Source organism: Streptomyces chrestomyceticus JCM 4735 (assembly GCF_003865135.1).
In the GTDB taxonomy this organism is placed as follows: domain Bacteria; phylum Actinomycetota; class Actinomycetes; order Streptomycetales; family Streptomycetaceae; genus Streptomyces; species Streptomyces chrestomyceticus.
On record NZ_BHZC01000001.1, the window covers coordinates 3,119,342 to 3,135,160 of the forward strand.

A 15,819-nucleotide genomic window follows, 5' to 3' on the forward strand; every position below is an offset into this window, starting at 1 on the left:
GGGCCGGGCTCGTCATGGCGTCGCCCTGCGCGCGGTGGCGAAGCGGGGCCGGTTGTTCAGGTCGGGGTGGTCGGCCGCGTCGGCCCAGCCCCGCTCCTCGGTGAAGATCCACGGAACCTGGCCGCCCTGGGTGTCGGCGTGCTCGATGACCACGACGCCGCCGGGCCGCAGCAGGCGGTGCGCGGTCCGTTCGATGCCGCGGATGGTGTCCAGGCCGTCCTGGCCCGAGAACAGCGCGAGCTCGGGGTCGTGGTCGCGTGCCTCGGGTGCGACGTACTCCCACTCGGTCAGCGGGATGTACGGCGGGTTGGAGATGACCAGGTCCACCTGGCCGTCCAGCTCGGGGAGCGCGGTCAGCGCGTCGCCCTGCTGGAGAACGACGCGGGACCCCTCGACGTTCTTGCGGGCCCACTGCATGGCCTCGTCGGACAGCTCGACGGCGTGCACCCGGGAGCGGGGCACCTCCTGCGCCAGGGCGAGGGCGATGGCTCCGGAGCCCGTGCACAGGTCCACGATGAGCGGTTCGACGACGTCCATGGCCCGTACCGCGTCTATCGCCCAGCCGACGACCGACTCGGTCTCCGGGCGGGGGACGAAGACGCCGGGGCCGACGTGCAGTTCCAGGTAGCGGAAGAAGGCCCGGCCGGTGATGTGCTGGAGCGGCTCGCGGGCCTCGCGGCGGGCGACGGCCTCCCAGTAGCGGGCGTCGAAGTCCGCGTCGGGGACCCGGTGCAGTTCACCGCGCTTGACGCCGTGGACGTGTGCGGCGAGTTCCTCGGCGTCGAAGCGCGGTGAGGGTACGCCGGCGTCGGCCAGCCGCTGAGTGGCCTGGGCCACCTCGGCGAGCAGCACGGTGCGGGGGTTGGGCCCGCGGCGGGGCCGCTGGGGGTCGTGACCCCCGGAAGGCGACGGCACGCTGTTCCTCCGGCTCGTTCTACGGGCGTGGTACGGACGTTCTACGGGCTTTACTGGGCGGCGGCCAGCTTGGCGGCCGAGTCGGCGTCCACGCACGCCTGGATGACCGGATCGAGCTCGCCGTCGAGGACCTGGTCCAGGTTGTACGCCTTGAAGCCGACGCGGTGGTCCGAAATGCGGTTCTCCGGGAAGTTGTACGTCCGGATGCGCTCGGAGCGGTCGACGGTACGGACCTGGCTGCGCCGGGCGTCCGACGCCTCCTTCTCGGCCTCTTCCTGGGCGGCGGCCAGCAGCCGCGACCGCAGGATGCGCAGGGCCTGCTCCTTGTTCTGGAGCTGGCTCTTCTCGTTCTGGCAGGAGACGACGATGCCGGTGGGCAGGTGGGTGATGCGGACGGCGGAGTCGGTGGTGTTGACCGACTGGCCGCCGGGGCCCGACGAGCGGTAGACGTCGATGCGCAGGTCGTTCGGACCGATCTCGACCTCGACCTCCTCGGCCTCGGGCGTGACGAGCACGCCGGCCGCGGAGGTGTGGATGCGGCCCTGGGACTCGGTGGCGGGCACCCGCTGCACGCGGTGCACCCCGCCCTCGTACTTCAGGCGGGCCCACACGCCCTGGCCGGGCTCGGTGGCGCCGTTGCCGCCCTTGGTCTTCACGGCGACCTGGACGTCCTTGTAGCCGCCGAGGTCGGACTCGTTGGCGTCGAGGATCTCGGTCTTCCAGCCGACGCGCTCGGCGTAGCGCAGGTACATGCGCAGCAGGTCGCCGGCGAACAGCGCGGACTCCTCGCCGCCCTCGCCGGCCTTGACCTCAAGGATGACGTCCTTGTCGTCGCTGGGGTCGCGCGGCACGAGCAGCAGCCGCAGCTTCTCGGTGAGCTCCTCGCGGCGCGCTTCGAGGTCCTTGACCTCGTCGGCGAAGTCCGGGTCGTCGGCGGCCAGTTCGCGGGCCGTGCCGATGTCGTCGCCGGTCTGCTTCCAGGCGCGGTACGCCGTGATGATCGGGGTGAGCTCGAAATAGCGCTTGTTGAGCCGCTTGGCCTCGCGCTGGTCGGCGTGGACCGCGGGGTCGGCCAGTCGTTTTTCGAGGTCGGCGTGCTCGCCGATCAGTTCCTCGACCGCCTCGAACATCGTGGGGATTCCTCACCTGGCTGTGTCTTCCGGGATCCGGGGGTTCCCGGTTGCCGGTTGCCGGCACGTGTGCGGCGGGGCCGCGGGCCCCGGGGACCTCCGGCGGGGTCCGTGGCCTGGACGACAAAACGCCGGTCCGCCGCCCCTTCGCGGGGCGAGACGGAACCGGCGCCTTGCGGGTCGCTACTTCTTGGCGGCGCCGGCGCCCTTGCCGAAGCGGGCCTCGAAGCGGGCCACACGGCCACCGGTGTCGAGGATCTTCTGCTTGCCCGTGTAGAACGGGTGGCACTCGGAGCAGATGTCGGCACGGATGGTGCCGCCGGCCACGGTGCTACGGGTGGTGAACGACGCGCCACAGGTGCAGCTGACCTGGGTCTCGACGTACTCCGGGTGGATGTCGCGCTTCAAGGGAATCTCCTAGGTTCGGGAGGGCTCCGGGTCGTTCCGCGGATTGCGTCACGTGAACCGGGGCCGACGGTCCAGTCTGCCAGGACTGGCCTCATCTCCCAAAACCGGGGTGCTCCGGAATTTGTTCCCGGGCGGCCGGCGGGGCCGGGAGATGAGGTGAAGAAACGATTCCGCTACTTCACGTAGCTGCCCGTTCCACCCTTGTCACCAGCGGAATCCTTGATCGCTTCCTTGGGGATGTCCTGATCCTGGCGCAGCGCGTCCCAGACCTGCCGGGACTGCTTCTCCAGCGGCAGCACACGGGACGGATTCTTCGGGTCGTACGTGACGGGCAGCGTGACCATGTCGATGCTGTCCGACCCGATACCGCCCATCTCCTTGGCGAGCCCCATCAGCGCGTTGACGGAGTTCAGGTCGCTGTCGGTGGTGATGGCCTTGGTGGCGGTGTCGGCGATGCCGTAGAGCTTCGTCGGGTTCGACAGCAGCCCGATGCTCTTGACCTGCTTCATCAGGGCCTTGATGAACGTCTGCTGGAGCTGGATGCGGCCCAGGTCACTGCCGTCGCCGCCGGGCACGCCGTGCCGGGTCCGTACGAGGCCGAGGGCGTCCTCACCGTTGAGGGTGTGCTTGCCGGGCTCCAGGTTCAGGTGGCTCTTGTTGTCGTGGATGGGCTTGGTGGTGGTGATGTCCACGCCGCCCAGGGCGTCGATGAGCTTCTTGAAGCCGGTGAAGTCGACCTCGACGAAGTGGTCCATCCGGACGCCGCTCATCGCCTCGACGGTCTTGACCGCGCAGGCCGGGCCGCCGACCTCGAAGGCGGTGTTGAACATGGCCTTGCGCTGGCCCGGTATGTTCTTGCCGTCCTTGGTGCAGTCCGGGCGCTGGACCAGGGTGTCGCGCGGGATGCTGACGACGCTGGCCTTTTTGTGGCCCTTGAAGATATGCACGATCATCGCGGTGTCGGAGCGGGCGCCGCCCTCGTCGCTCCCATACTCGCCGTTCTTGCCGGCCCGGGAGTCGGAGCCCATGACGAGGAGGTCCATCGACCCGTCGTCGTTGTCCTTGGGCCGGTTCTTGCCGAGGGCGGCGTTGATGTCGACGCCCTTCAGGTTGCCGTTGAGTTTGAAGTAGACGTAACCGAGTCCCGCGCCACCGAGCAGTACGCAGCTCACCAGCGCGCACACGGTGATCGTCAGGGCGCGGCGGCGCCGGGTCGGACCCTTGCGCCGGCGGCCCGTGGCACGTATGCCGCGGGAACGGCTCTTGGCCGGGTTCGCGGCCCTGCTGTCGTCCGCCATCTGCTCCTCAGTCCTCGTTCTCTCGGCTGCCCCTCGCCGCACCGTTCAGTGTCCGGCCACGGTTTGTTGCTCCTTGAAAGACGGGGGGCAGACCGGAAGGGTTGCACAACGGGATTGAGAGCCATTCTTAGAAACCGGCCCGCCGAAACTCCGGCCAAAAGTCGACTTTTGCCGGGGTGACCAGGTCTTTTGTCCGGAGGCGGAAAGCGGAGTGACGGCCTCCGCGAGCGCCGCGCGTGTGCGCAAGGCAACAATCTGCGGGTTTCCGCCGACAGCACGAAGCCCTCCCGGTCACCGATGTGGCCAGGAGGGCTCAGCCGTGCGGCTACGGCCGGGTCCGGCGCCTTGACGGGCGCCGGCGGGCCGTTCGTACGGGGCCGACGTCAGTCGTTACCGTTGCCGTTGCCCATACCGGGCGTCGTCTTCTGGATCTGGAGCAGGAACTCCGCGTTGGACTTCGTCTGCTTCATCTTGTCCAGCAGCAGCTCGATGGCCTGCTGCTGGTCCAGGGCGTGCAGCACCCGGCGCAGCTTCCAGACGACGGCCAGCTCGTCGCTGCCCATCAGGATCTCTTCCTTACGGGTGCTGGACGCGTCCACGTCCACCGCCGGGAAGATGCGCTTGTCCGAGAGCTTCCGGTCGAGCTTGAGCTCCATGTTGCCGGTGCCCTTGAACTCCTCGAAGATCACCTCGTCCATCCGCGAGCCGGTCTCGACCAGCGCGGTGGCCAGGATGGTCAGCGAGCCGCCGTCCTCGATGTTGCGCGCCGCACCGAAGAACTTCTTCGGCGGGTACAGCGCGGTCGAGTCGACACCACCGGACAGGATGCGGCCCGACGCCGGGGCGGCGAGGTTGTACGCACGGCCCAGACGCGTGATGGAGTCCAGCAGGACGACCACGTCGTGACCCAGCTCCACCAGGCGCTTGGCGCGCTCGATGGCCAGTTCGGCGACGGTGGTGTGGTCCTCGGCCGGGCGGTCGAAGGTCGAGGAGATGACCTCGCCCTTGACCGACCGCTGCATGTCGGTGACCTCTTCCGGACGCTCGTCGACCAGGACGACCATCAGGTGGCACTCGGGGCTGTTGCGGGTGATCGAGTTGGCGATCGCCTGCATGATCATGGTCTTGCCGGTCTTCGGCGGCGCCACGATCAGACCGCGCTGGCCCTTGCCGATCGGCGCGACCAGGTCGATGATGCGCGGCGTCAGCGCGCCGGGCTCCCCTTCCAGGCGCAGCCGCTCCTGCGGGTAAAGGGGCGTCAGCTTGCCGAACTCCGGGCGGCCACGGCCCTGTTCGGGCGAGACGCTGTTGACGGTGTCCAGGCGCACCAGCGCGTTGAACTTCTCGCGGCGCTCGCCCTCGCGGGGCTGGCGGACCGCGCCGGTGACGTGGTCACCCTTGCGCAGGCCGTTCTTGCGGACCTGGGCGAGCGAGACGTACACGTCGTTCGGTCCGGGCAGGTAGCCGGAGGTCCGGATGAACGCGTAGTTGTCGAGGATGTCGAGGATGCCCGCGACGGGGATCAGCACGTCGTCGTCGGAGACCTGCGGCTCGTTGCCGAAGTCCTCACGGCCGCGGCGGCCGCGGCGGTCGCGGTAACGGCCGCGGCGCCCGCGGCGCCCGCCCTCGAAGTCGTCCCCGTCCTCGTCGGCCCGGCGGTTGTCCCGGTTGTCGCGGCTCTCGCGCTGCTGGCGGTTGCCGCCCTGGTTGCCGTCGCCGCCGTCGTTGTTCTTGTTGCGGCGGTCGCGCTGGCCGCGCTCACCGCGCTCGCCCCGCTCACCGCGGCCCTGGCGGTCGCCCTTCTGGCCGCGGTCCTGGCGGTCCCCGCGGTCCTGGCGGTCGCCCTTGCCCTGGCGGCCCTCGGCGCTGTCCGCGGCGGCCTCGGCCTTGGCGTCCTCGCGCTGAGCGGTACGGGTGTCGGCCTTCGCCTCGGTCTTGGCCTCGGCCTTCGCCTCACCGGCGCTGTCGGGGCTGCCCGCGGCGGCGGTGGCGCGGCGCCGGCGGCGCTCGCCGGCCGGCTGCTCGTCGCTCGGCTGGCCCGGGATGTCGATCTGCTGCTGGCCGGCGCCCTTGTCGGCGGCCTTGGCGTCCGCCTTGCCCGTGGCCTTGGCGTCGCCCTCCTCGCCGGTACGGGCCTTGGAGGTCGCCCGGCGCTTGGGCTTGGTCTCGGTCTCTGCGGGCGCGTCGCCCTTGGCGGCGGCGCCGGAACCGGAGCCGGCGGCCTGCTTCTCCTTGATGACCTCGATCAGCTGGCTCTTGCGCATCCGCGCGGTGCCCTTGATACCGAGGCTGGAGGCGACCTGCTGCAGCTCTGCCAGGACCATGCCGTCCAGGCCGGTGCCGGAACGGCGGCGCCGCGCAGGCGCGGCGGGAGCGTCCGTGGCGGGCGCGGTGGCACTGCCATCGGTGCGTACGCCCATCAGATCGGTGGTGTCGCTCACGAAGGGTCCTTCCCTGGAGCGGGCGTCGGCCTGTCTGGCTCGGCGACCGGTTGTGCTGTCCGGCTGCGGTCCCGTACTCGCGGACCTGGCCGGGGCGGTGGTCCCGCCGGAAATGGCGGAGAGATCAGTTCATGGTTCCGGCGCGAAGAGATGTCTGTGACTCATGTCCGTCACGCCGATTCCGGAGCGTGCTCGCTTCTGCTCAGGCAACTGCTCCAAGCAGTTTGGGAGGCTCCCGGAAGAAAGGTGGTCCCGATGGGGGACACGGAGTACCGCGCCGCAGAGGCGTCACGTACTCACTTGAGGTTAACACTACCGGATCCAACAAACATTCCCCCTCTCGAAGACCGGCAATCCGTCGATCACCCGGCGAGCGGCAGCACCGAGGTGCCCGCCGCGTCGAGGGCCAGCCGGTTGGCCGCCCACCCCTCGCCCGCGAGGCCGGCGACCTTGTCGGCCGCGTCCTCCTGGACCAGCGCGAGGACCGTGGGGCCCGCGCCGGAGACGACCGCGGGGACGCCGTCCGCCCGCAGTCGGTTCACCAGGGCCAGGCTCTCGGGCATCGCGGGAGCACGGTACTCCTGGTGAAGTCGGTCCTCGGTCGCGGCCAGCAGCAGCTCGGGGCGCCTGGTCAGGGCCTCGACGAGCAGTGCGGCGCGGCCGGCGTTGGCCGCCGCGTCCACGTGCGGGACGGTCCGCGGCAGCAGGCCCCGCGCGGTCTCGGTGAGCACCGGCTTGCCCGGTACGAAGACCACCGGAACGATGGAATCGGCCGGATCCATCCGGATCGCGCGCGCCGATCCGGTATCGGTCCAGGCCAGCGTGAAGCCGCCGAGCAGGCAGGCGGCGACATTGTCCGGATGGCCCTCGATCTCGGTGGCCAGTTCCAGCAGCGCCACGTCGTCCAGCTTCTGCTCGGCGCCTATGGTCACCGCGCGGGCGGCCATGATGCCCGCGCAGATCGCGGCGGAGGAGGAGCCCAGGCCGCGGCCGTGCGGGATGCGGTTGGCGCAGACGATCTCCAGGCCGCGCGGCTGCCCGCCGAGCAGGTCGAAGGCGGCGCGCAGGGACCGTACGAGCAGGTGGCTCTCGTCGCGCGGCAGGGTCTCGGCGCCCTCGCCCGCGATGTCGACGTGCAGGCCGGAATCGGCCACCCGCACCACGACGTCGTCGTACAGGCCCAGGGACAGCCCGAGGGCGTCGAAGCCGGGACCGAGATTGGCGCTGGTCGCGGGGGTGCGCACCCGGACGGCGGCGGCGCGGAACGCTGGACCGGCCATCGCTCGATGACTCTCCTTGATGTGATGCTGCGGCACTGCCCCGGAGCGCCGCGGCACCTGGGTGCCCGGCCGGCTCGTGGGGACCGTTCTGACCTGCCCTGCACACCACCGCGACATGCCGTGGGGAGGGGAGTTGGCTGCCAGCCTATCGAAGGAAGGTTCTGTGGCGACATAGGGCGCACAGGAGGCGCACGATGCGTGTCGCGCGCTGCCCACGGCCCATGGCCGCCTTTGCAGCCTTTGCAGGGTTTGCAGGGTTTGCTGCATCCGAGGTTACGGGGTTCCTGCGGGCTCCATAACCCTTTTCCGCGCGGTGTCGCACGTTCGGGGCGTACCCCCGGCCGCGGGGAACCGCGGCCGGGTGCGTCGCACCCTCCGGGGGCGTACTACGCCAGGCCGAGGCGCTCGGCCGCGGCGTCCGCGTCGACCGGGACGGTGACCGGCTGCGGGGCGCCCGCGACGGCCCAGTCCGGGTCCTTGAGGCCGTTGCCGGTGACCGTGCAGACGATGCGCTGGCCCGGGTCGACCTTGCCCTCGTCGGCCGCCTTGAGCAGACCGGCCACCGAGGCGGCCGAGGCGGGCTCCACGAAGACGCCCTCCTGAGAGGCCAGCAGCCGGTAGGCGGCCAGGATCTGACGGTCGGTCACCTCGTCGATGGCGCCGCCGGACTCGTCCCGGGCGCGCTCGGCGAACTGCCAGGAGGCGGGGTTGCCGATCCGGATGGCCGTCGCGACCGTGTGCGGATCCTTGACGACTTCGCCACGTACGATCGGCGCGCTGCCGGACGCCTGGAAGCCCCACATGCGCGGGGTGCGCGCGGCGATGCCGTCGGCGGCGTACTCCTGGTACCCCTTCCAGTACGCGGTGATGTTGCCCGCGTTGCCGACCGGCAGCACATGGATGTCCGGCGCGTCGCCCAGCATGTCGACGATCTCGAAGGCGGCGGTCTTCTGGCCCTCGATCCGTACCGGGTTGACAGAGTTCACAAGTGCGACGGGGTACCGCTCGGAGAGGCCGCGGGCCAGCGTCAGACAGTCGTCGAAATTCCCGTCGACCTGGAGGATCTTGGCGCCGTGCACCAGCGCCTGGCCCATCTTGCCGAGCGCGATCTTGCCCTGCGGCACCAGGACGGCGCACACCATCCCGGCCCGTACGGCGTACGCGGCGGCCGAGGCGGAGGTGTTGCCGGTGGAGGCGCAGATGACGGCCTTCGCGCCCTCCTCCTTCGCCCGGGTGATGGCCATCGTCATGCCGCGGTCCTTGAAGGACCCGGTGGGGTTGGCGCCCTCTACCTTGAGATGCACCTCACAGCCCGTGCGCTCGGAGAGCACCTGGGCGGGCACCAGCGGCGTACCGCCCTCACGGAGCGTGACGACCTCGGTCGACGCGCCGACCGGCAGCCGGTCCCGGTACTCCTCGATGATTCCGCGCCACTGACGGCTCGCGGTGGAATTGGCAGACATGGGTTCCTTTACTCCCCTTCGACCCGCATGATGCTGGCGACGCCCCGGACCGTGTCCAGGTCGCGCAGCGCGCCGACGGTCGACGACAGGGCGGCGTCGGCCGCCCGGTGCGTGACGACGACGAGGGACGCCTCTCCCCCGTTGTCGGTCTCTCCGGAGCGGGCGGCACCCCCGTCCTTGCTCTGCTGGCGGACCGTGTCGATGGACACGCCGTGCTCGGCGAAGACCGTGGCGACCTGGGCGAGGACACCGGGCTTGTCGGCCACGTCCAGGCTGATGTGGTAGCGGGTGACCACGTCACCCATGGGGCCGACCGGCAGTTGCGTGTACGCGGACTCGCCCGGCCCGGTGGTCCCGGCCAGCTTGTTGCGGCAGACCGCCACCAGGTCGCCGAGGACCGCGGAGGCGGTCGGCGAGCCGCCCGCGCCGGGGCCGTAGAACATGAGCTGGCCGGCGGCCTCGGACTCCACGAACACCGCGTTGTACGCCTCGCGGACGGAGGCCAGCGGGTGCGACAGCGGAATCATGGCGGGGTGCACGCGTGCCGTCACCGAGGCGCCGTCGGCGGCCCGCTCGCAGATCGCGAGCAGCTTGACCGTGCAGCCCATCCGCTTGGCGGAGGCGATGTCGGAGGCGGTGACCTCGGTCAGCCCCTCGCGGTGCACGTCGTCGATGGTCACCCGGGTGTGGAAGGCGATACCGGCCAGAATGGCGGCCTTCGCGGCGGCGTCGAAGCCCTCGACGTCCGCGGTCGGGTCGGCCTCCGCGTACCCGAGCGCGGTGGCCTCGTCCAGCGCCTCGGAGTACCCCGCCCCCGTGCTGTCCATCTTGTCCAGGATGAAGTTCGTCGTCCCGTTGACGATGCCCAGCACCCGGTTGACCTTGTCGCCGGCCAGCGACTCGCGCAGCGGCCGGACCAGCGGGATCGCGCCGGCCACGGCGGCCTCGTAGTACAGGTCGGCGCCGTTGGCCTCGGCGGCGGCGTGCAGCGCGGCACCGTCCGCGGCGACGAGCGCCTTGTTGGCCGACACCACGCTGGCGCCGTGCTCGAACGCGGTGGTGATCAGCGTACGGGCGGGCTCGATGCCCCCGATGACCTCGACGACCACGTCGATGTCATCCCGTTTGACCAGCTCTTTCGCATCCGTGGTGATCAGCTCGGCGGGAATGCCCGCGCGCACCCGGTCCGGGCGGCGCACCGCGATACCGGCCAGCTCGACCGGCGCGCCGATGCGGGCCGTGAGGTCGTCGGCGTGCGTCGTCATGATGCGCGCCACCTCTGAGCCGACCACTCCACAGCCCAGCAGCGCCACCTTCAGCGGACGCGTACGCATCATTCGACCTCTTTCGCTTTCCCTGCTCGGTCTGCACCAGTCTCACGCACCGGACCGGGAATTCCGGCCCCGGTCCGGATGGCGAGACATCTGTTCCACCATTGTCGGTCACCGGACGGGCGGCCCCGCCACCGGGCGCCGGGGCCGCCCGCTCACCGGAGCGACGCCCCCGCGCCCTTGTGCCCGTACCCCCGGCTCACCCGACGTCGAGACGCAGCAGGTCCTCCTCCGTCTCCCGCCGGACGATGACCCGTCCCTCTCCCTCGCGCACCGCGACCACCGGCGGACGCAGGGCGTGGTTGTAGTTGCTCGCCATCGACCGGCAGTACGCGCCGGTCGCGGGCACGGCGAGCAGGTCACCGGGGGCCACGTCGGCGGGCAGGAACGCGTCCCGTACGACGATGTCGCCGCTCTCGCAGTGCTTGCCGACCACCCGCGAGAGCATCGGCGGCGCGTCCGAGGTACGCGAGGCCAGCGCCACGCTGTACTCGGCGTCGTACAGGGCCGTACGGATGTTGTCGGACATGCCGCCGTCGACGGAGACGTAGGTACGCAGCCCGTCCAGCTCCTTGACCGTGCCCACCTCGTACAGGGTAAAGGCGGTCGGCCCGACGATGGCGCGGCCCGGCTCCACGGACAGGCGCGGCACGGCGAGCCCGGCCGCCGCGCACTCCCGCGTCACGATGTCCCCGAGCGCCTTCGCGATCTCGTGCGGCTCGCGCGGGTCGTCGTCCGAGGTGTAGGCGATCCCGAGCCCGCCGCCGAGGTCGATCTCCGGCAGCTCGGCGCCGTGCTCGTCCCGTACCTCGGTCAGCAACTGCACCACACGCCGCGCCGACACCTCGAACCCGGCCATGTCGAAGATCTGCGACCCGATGTGCGAGTGGATGCCGGTCAGCTCCAGGCCGTCCAGCTTCAGCACCCGCCGTACGGCCTCCGCGGCCTGCCCGCCGGCCAGCGCGATCCCGAACTTCTGGTCCTCGTGCGCGGTCGCGATGAACTCGTGCGTATGGGCCTCCACGCCCACCGTCACCCGGATCTGCACCCGCTGCCGCTTGCCCAGCCGGTCCGCGACGTGCGCCACCCGCACGATCTCCTGGAACGAGTCCAGCACGATCCGCCCGACCCCGGCCTCCACGGCCCGGGTGATCTCCTCGATGCTCTTGTTGTTCCCGTGCAGCGCGATCCGCTCGGCCGGCATCCCCGCCGCGAGCGCGGTGGCCAGCTCGCCACCGCTGCACACGTCGAGGTTCATCCCCTCCTCGGCCAGCCACCGCACCACGGCCCGCGAGAGAAACGCCTTCCCGGCGTAGAAGACGTCCGCCCCCTCCCCGAACGCCTCCTTCCAGGCCCGGCACCGGCCCCGGAAGTCGTCCTCGTCCAGGAAGTAGGCAGGCGTCCCGAACTCTTCGGCGAGCGCGGTCACGTCCACCCCGCCCATGGTGACCACCCCGTCGGCGGAGCGCCCGACCGTACGGGACCACACCCGGGGGTCGAGGCTGTTCAGGTCGGTGGGCGGAGCGGTGTAGTGCCCCTCGGGCAGCACGTCACCGTGACGGGGTCCTGCGGGGTGTGCGGAGCGGCTCATGGCGTGGAGGTTCCCCTCGGGTACTCGGTACTACGGCGTCGCCGCGCGTACGGCGCCGCCGGACGGATCACAGACATTCGGACGGCCGGGACGGTTGTGGACGGCCGGGGCGGTCGTGGACGGTCTCGGCCGACCGTTTCGTCACAATCGTTCGGGTCACAGTCGTTCGGGCGTGGAGATGCCGAGCAGGTGCAGGCCGTGGGCGAGCACCGTTCCGGCGGCTTCGGCGAGGGCCAGCCGGGCACGGTGCACGGCCGAGGGTTTCTCCTCCCCGACGGGCAGCGGCGGACACACGTCATGACATCGCAGCCAGGCGTCGGCGGTCACTTCCAGATGCCGCGCGACCCGATCGGGCGCCCGGTGCCGCGCGGCGGCCTCGACGACACCGGGATACTCGGCGACCGCAGCCCAGACTTCCCGGACCTCCCGGACCTCCCACCCGCCCTCCGCACCGGCCCCCACGTCCCCCGGCTCGCCCGCGAACCCCAACTCCCGGGCGTTGCGCGTCATCGCACACGTACGCGCATACGCATACTGCACCCGAAACCGCCCATTGCTCTCCCGCTGCACCGGCCGCACGGGAAGCCGCACCACATCGTGCCGCGCGGCCCGCAACAGCACCCAGCGGGCTTCGTCGGGGCCCAGTCGGGTGGCCAGAGCACGCCACTCCTGAGAGGCAGAGCTGACCGCACCCCTCTCACGATGCCCCTCGTGCCCCTCGCGCTCGTGACGAACCTCCACCGGCACCGGCCGGGGACGAATCACCTCGACCCGCGGCTCCCCCGCCTCGTTCTTGCTCCGACCCGCTGCTCCCCCCGCGGGCAGGATCCGCTCCAAAGCCTCCACCACGACCGCGGCCCGCACACCCCCCGCAGCCCGCAAGGCCACCGGCGCGACCGCCGTACCCCCGGTTGCCAACACCGACCCCAACCACTCCCCTTGCCCCTGCCCCCGCACCTTCCCCACAAGCTCGGCGCGAGCAGCCCGGGTCAACGTCACATTCAAGAACCCAGCCCCGGCGATCTCCACTCCCCCGACCCCGGGCAGGCCCACCAACCGCCGCCGCAGTACCTCCGCCACCTCACGCGGCGGCCGCCCGGCCTCCTTGGCGATCCGCAGCGCGACATCGCACGCGAGGTCGGTCTCGCCGCCCCCGCCTTCCCCCGGCAACGGCGCACGCACGACAACCCGCTCCGGAACCGTCACGGAGAGTTCCCCGTCCGCCACGGCACCACGTACGGCGCGCTGGACGGCGCGGGAGAGCTCAGCGGGGGTCACACCCCCAGCGTATGGGAGAAACGGTCCCCCACCGCCACCACGTTTCACCCACCGGACACCCCGGCGGCCCCGCACCCTCCGTCACCACCCGGCCCCTCAGCCGGCCGGCCGCACCACGGACTCCGAACCACCGCCGGCATCCGCATCGGTCCCCGCACCGGCACCGGCATCCGCCTCACCGCCGCCGCCCGCCTCCTCCACTACGTCCGCCGTCCCCTCGCCCCCCTCTTCCCCGCCGCCACGGCACATCAGCCGCCGCACCGTACGCACGAGATCCATGGGCTCGAACGGCTTCGCCAGGAAGGCATCCACCCCCGCCGCCTGCCCGCTCTCCACCTCCGCCTGCGTACAGGCGGAAACGACAGCGAGCGGGATCCCCCGCGTCCGCGGATCGGCCCGCAGCCGCGCCGCCGTCTGCAGCCCGTCGAGCCGGGGCATCACCACATCGAGCGTCACCACATCGGGAGCGACCGTATGCACGATGTCCAGGCACTCGGCACCATCAGCCGCGGTCACGACCTCGAAGCCCTCCAGCTCGAGATTGACCCTGATCAACTGCCGGATGACCTTGTTGTCGTCGACCACAAGGACCCGGCCGGACAAGCCAGGCACACCTTGAGACTAGGCGCGCGCCTCCGGCTGCGTCCGGGTTTTCCCCACTTCCGCCCCCGTGCGAGGGACCTTTCCCCGACCACCCCCACCCCCACTCCCCCATGCGCTACGCCGCCCTCCCCCAACCCGTTCATGAACACCCCTCCGGAGCTGGTAGTGTTCTACCCGTCGCCGAGAACAACGGCCGACACGCCCCCGTAGCTCAGGGGATAGAGCAACGGCCTCCGGAGCCGTGTGCGCAGGTTCGAATCCTGCCGGGGGCACCGGAAATTAAGGCCCTGACCAGCAGAAATGCCGGTCAGGGCCTTACTTGTGCCTGCCGAGACGCACACGGTCTACGGTGCCGTCACTTCTCGGGAACCCGCGGGGGAGCAGGCTCGAGGGCCGGGCGGGGCCCACCTGCTTGACGGCCTCTCAGGTCCGCCAGTTGACGGTGGCCGGCGGGTCGACAGGGAGCATGCCCTGCTCGATCGGGAATCTCACCGCGTTCCCAGAGGTCATGCGTTCTCGTCACGGGATGCTCAGCTCACGGTCCGCAGGCCGGAGATACACCCCCGCAGAGGAGGATGAAAGGCAGGATTGATGGCATGAGCGAGCCCACCGGCAAGTACTCGATCACCATGCCGCGCGACATCGCAGAAGCCGCCAAGGCCCGCGGGGGGGCCGTCCGGCCTGTCCGCTTACGTGACTGCGGCCGTTGCTCGCCAGATCGAGCGGGACAACCTCAACGAACTCATCCACATCGCCGAGGCCGAGCACGGCCCCGTCACGGATGAGGAGATCCAGTCCCTCCGTGACCAGCTCCACCAGGCACGCCATGAGCAGACTCAGGGCGGAGCGAATGCCGCGTGACCCGCTCTCCCGCGGTCCCTGGCAGCACCCTCGTGCTCGACAGCGAAGGGCTGGCCAAAGCGGTCCTGCGCGACCGTGCCGTGACCGGTTGGCTCGCCCTCGCCCGCGCCGATGACCTGCGCGTGATCACCTCGGCGGCAACACTGGTGGAAGTGGTCCACCCCCGGATCAACCGCCCGGCCTTGGAGTGGACGCTCTCCCGCCTGGTCGTGGAACCGGTCACCGAGTCGATCGCCCGGCACGCTGCCGCGCTGCTCGCCGAAACAAGTCTTTACGGCCACAAATACGCCATCGTCGCCATGCTCAGCGCCACGGCGCTAGCCGCCTCCGGCCCCGTAACCGTCCTCACTTCCGACCCGGACGATCTCGCCGCACTGTGCGGCGGACGTGTCACCGTCATCAAGGTCTGACCTCGCGGGGCGGCCCGGGGTCAGCCGTGGGGCGGTCTACCTGCCGCTCTGGTACACGGTCGCCAACGGTCTGCCGTTCTTCGACTTCATGGGCGCGATCCGGGTCGAGGGACGGCCGGCTGGGCTGCCTCCGGCGGTGGTGCTGGTCGCGGTGGTCTTCCTGGTCGGGGCGATGCGGCGGCTCAGCCGGGAGCGATATCCCGGGCCCGCCTCCGGACTCGCCCCGGTCCCCGGCCTCACCCCATCTCCCCCACCACCCCCGCCCCCCGATCCGACACCGGCCACACATACGGCAACCCTTCCGGTACGTCGGGGAAGAGCGTGCGGTAGTGGTCCGGGGCTTTGGTGACCAGGGCCGACTGGTGGCTGCGGTGGAAGGCCGGGTCGCCGAGCCAGTTCGGGAGGTCGCCGGAGGCGGAGAGTTCGGGGTAGGTGCGTACGGGGGTGTGGGGGTGGTGGGCGGTGAAGTCCTGGGTGAGGGTGGTGGCGCAGGTGTCCTGGCGGCCGGTGGCAGTCCATTCGCGGCACATTTCCAGGCCGTACCGGACGAGGGCCTCCTCGTAGCCCGTCCACATGCGGACGGCCGGGTGGTGTCGCCATCCGTAGCCGGGGACGGTCAGGCCGCGCAGTACCTGGAGGGTCTCCACCCGCTGTTTTCCGAGTCGGCGCGCGTCGAGGACGGCGGCGGAGGCCGCGAAGTCGGGGTACGGGAGGAAGGTCTGCACGGTACAGGTGTAGCCCCTGCGCGGGAGGTGCGCAGGGGCGGTTGCTTCGGATGGCCCAGTGGCGCGGCACCAACCCCGTGGTCCA

13 protein-coding genes, 1 tRNA gene and 1 pseudogene are annotated in these 15,819 nt (G+C 70.9%); 3 read left to right on the plus strand and 12 right to left on the minus strand.

The features are described from left to right. Positions 1–12 precede the first annotated feature (12 nt). From prmC to EJG53_RS12870, 11 genes are all read right to left on the minus strand, one after another. Complete coding sequence (gene prmC / locus EJG53_RS12820; protein WP_030017734.1) at positions 13–852, minus strand: peptide chain release factor N(5)-glutamine methyltransferase; 840 nt, start codon at positions 850–852, stop codon at positions 13–15. A gap of 113 nt (positions 853–965) precedes the next feature. Beyond that, on the minus strand, positions 966–2,045 hold the full coding sequence (gene prfA, locus EJG53_RS12825; protein ID WP_031011586.1) for a peptide chain release factor 1: 1,080 nt from the start codon (positions 2,043–2,045) through the stop codon (positions 966–968). A 183-nt stretch (positions 2,046–2,228) separates the two neighbouring features. Then, positions 2,229–2,453 (minus strand): 50S ribosomal protein L31, encoded by a 225-nt coding sequence (rpmE, locus tag EJG53_RS12830; RefSeq protein ID WP_030017736.1) that lies wholly within the window; start codon positions 2,451–2,453, stop codon positions 2,229–2,231. 173 nt (positions 2,454–2,626) lie between these two features. After that, positions 2,627–3,751, minus strand: a complete 1,125-nt coding sequence (locus EJG53_RS12835; protein WP_125044954.1) for an LCP family protein — start codon at positions 3,749–3,751, stop codon at positions 2,627–2,629. 383 nt (positions 3,752–4,134) lie between these two features. Further along, positions 4,135–6,192 (minus strand): transcription termination factor Rho, encoded by a 2,058-nt coding sequence (gene rho, locus EJG53_RS12840; protein ID WP_125044955.1) that lies wholly within the window; start codon positions 6,190–6,192, stop codon positions 4,135–4,137. A 362-nt stretch (positions 6,193–6,554) separates the two neighbouring features. Next, positions 6,555–7,472: a homoserine kinase gene (thrB, locus tag EJG53_RS12845; RefSeq protein ID WP_125044956.1), complete on the minus strand. Its 918-nt coding sequence runs from the start codon at positions 7,470–7,472 to the stop codon at positions 6,555–6,557. A gap of 386 nt (positions 7,473–7,858) precedes the next feature. Continuing rightward, a complete protein-coding gene (gene thrC, locus EJG53_RS12850) occupies positions 7,859–8,935 on the minus strand; it encodes a threonine synthase (RefSeq protein ID WP_125044957.1) in 1,077 nt (358 codons plus the stop codon). Positions 8,936–8,943: 8 nt separating this feature from the next. Continuing rightward, positions 8,944–10,272 (minus strand): homoserine dehydrogenase, encoded by a 1,329-nt coding sequence (locus tag EJG53_RS12855; RefSeq protein ID WP_031011591.1) that lies wholly within the window; start codon positions 10,270–10,272, stop codon positions 8,944–8,946. Between the two features lie 193 nt (positions 10,273–10,465). After that, positions 10,466–11,857 (minus strand): diaminopimelate decarboxylase, encoded by a 1,392-nt coding sequence (gene lysA / locus EJG53_RS12860; RefSeq protein ID WP_125044958.1) that lies wholly within the window; start codon positions 11,855–11,857, stop codon positions 10,466–10,468. A 156-nt stretch (positions 11,858–12,013) separates the two neighbouring features. Continuing rightward, positions 12,014–13,183, minus strand: a complete 1,170-nt coding sequence (gene nrtL, locus EJG53_RS12865; protein ID WP_359130523.1) for an ArgS-related anticodon-binding protein NrtL — start codon at positions 13,181–13,183, stop codon at positions 12,014–12,016. A 48-nt stretch (positions 13,184–13,231) separates the two neighbouring features. Beyond that, on the minus strand, positions 13,232–13,738 hold the full coding sequence (locus EJG53_RS12870; protein WP_371858679.1) for a response regulator: 507 nt from the start codon (positions 13,736–13,738) through the stop codon (positions 13,232–13,234). A gap of 200 nt (positions 13,739–13,938) precedes the next feature. Between EJG53_RS12870 and EJG53_RS12875 the strand changes: the two genes are divergently transcribed. From EJG53_RS12875 to EJG53_RS41070, 3 genes and pseudogenes are all read left to right on the plus strand, one after another. Then, positions 13,939–14,010: transfer RNA gene (locus tag EJG53_RS12875), tRNA-Arg, on the plus strand. 324 nt (positions 14,011–14,334) lie between these two features. Continuing rightward, positions 14,335–14,599: pseudogene (locus EJG53_RS12880) on the plus strand (CopG family transcriptional regulator). After that, entirely contained in the window at positions 14,596–15,009 is a 414-nt protein-coding gene (locus EJG53_RS41070; RefSeq protein ID WP_167515103.1) for a type II toxin-antitoxin system VapC family toxin, read from the plus strand. The pseudogene EJG53_RS12880 and the gene EJG53_RS41070 overlap by 4 nt, the downstream one beginning before the upstream one ends. Before the next feature lie 236 nt (positions 15,010–15,245). Here the strand turns inward: EJG53_RS41070 and EJG53_RS12895 are convergent, their stop codons facing one another. Beyond that, positions 15,246–15,734, minus strand: coding sequence for an MSMEG_6728 family protein (locus tag EJG53_RS12895; RefSeq protein WP_125044963.1), 489 nt, complete (start codon positions 15,732–15,734; stop codon positions 15,246–15,248). Positions 15,735–15,819: the final 85 nt, after the last annotated feature.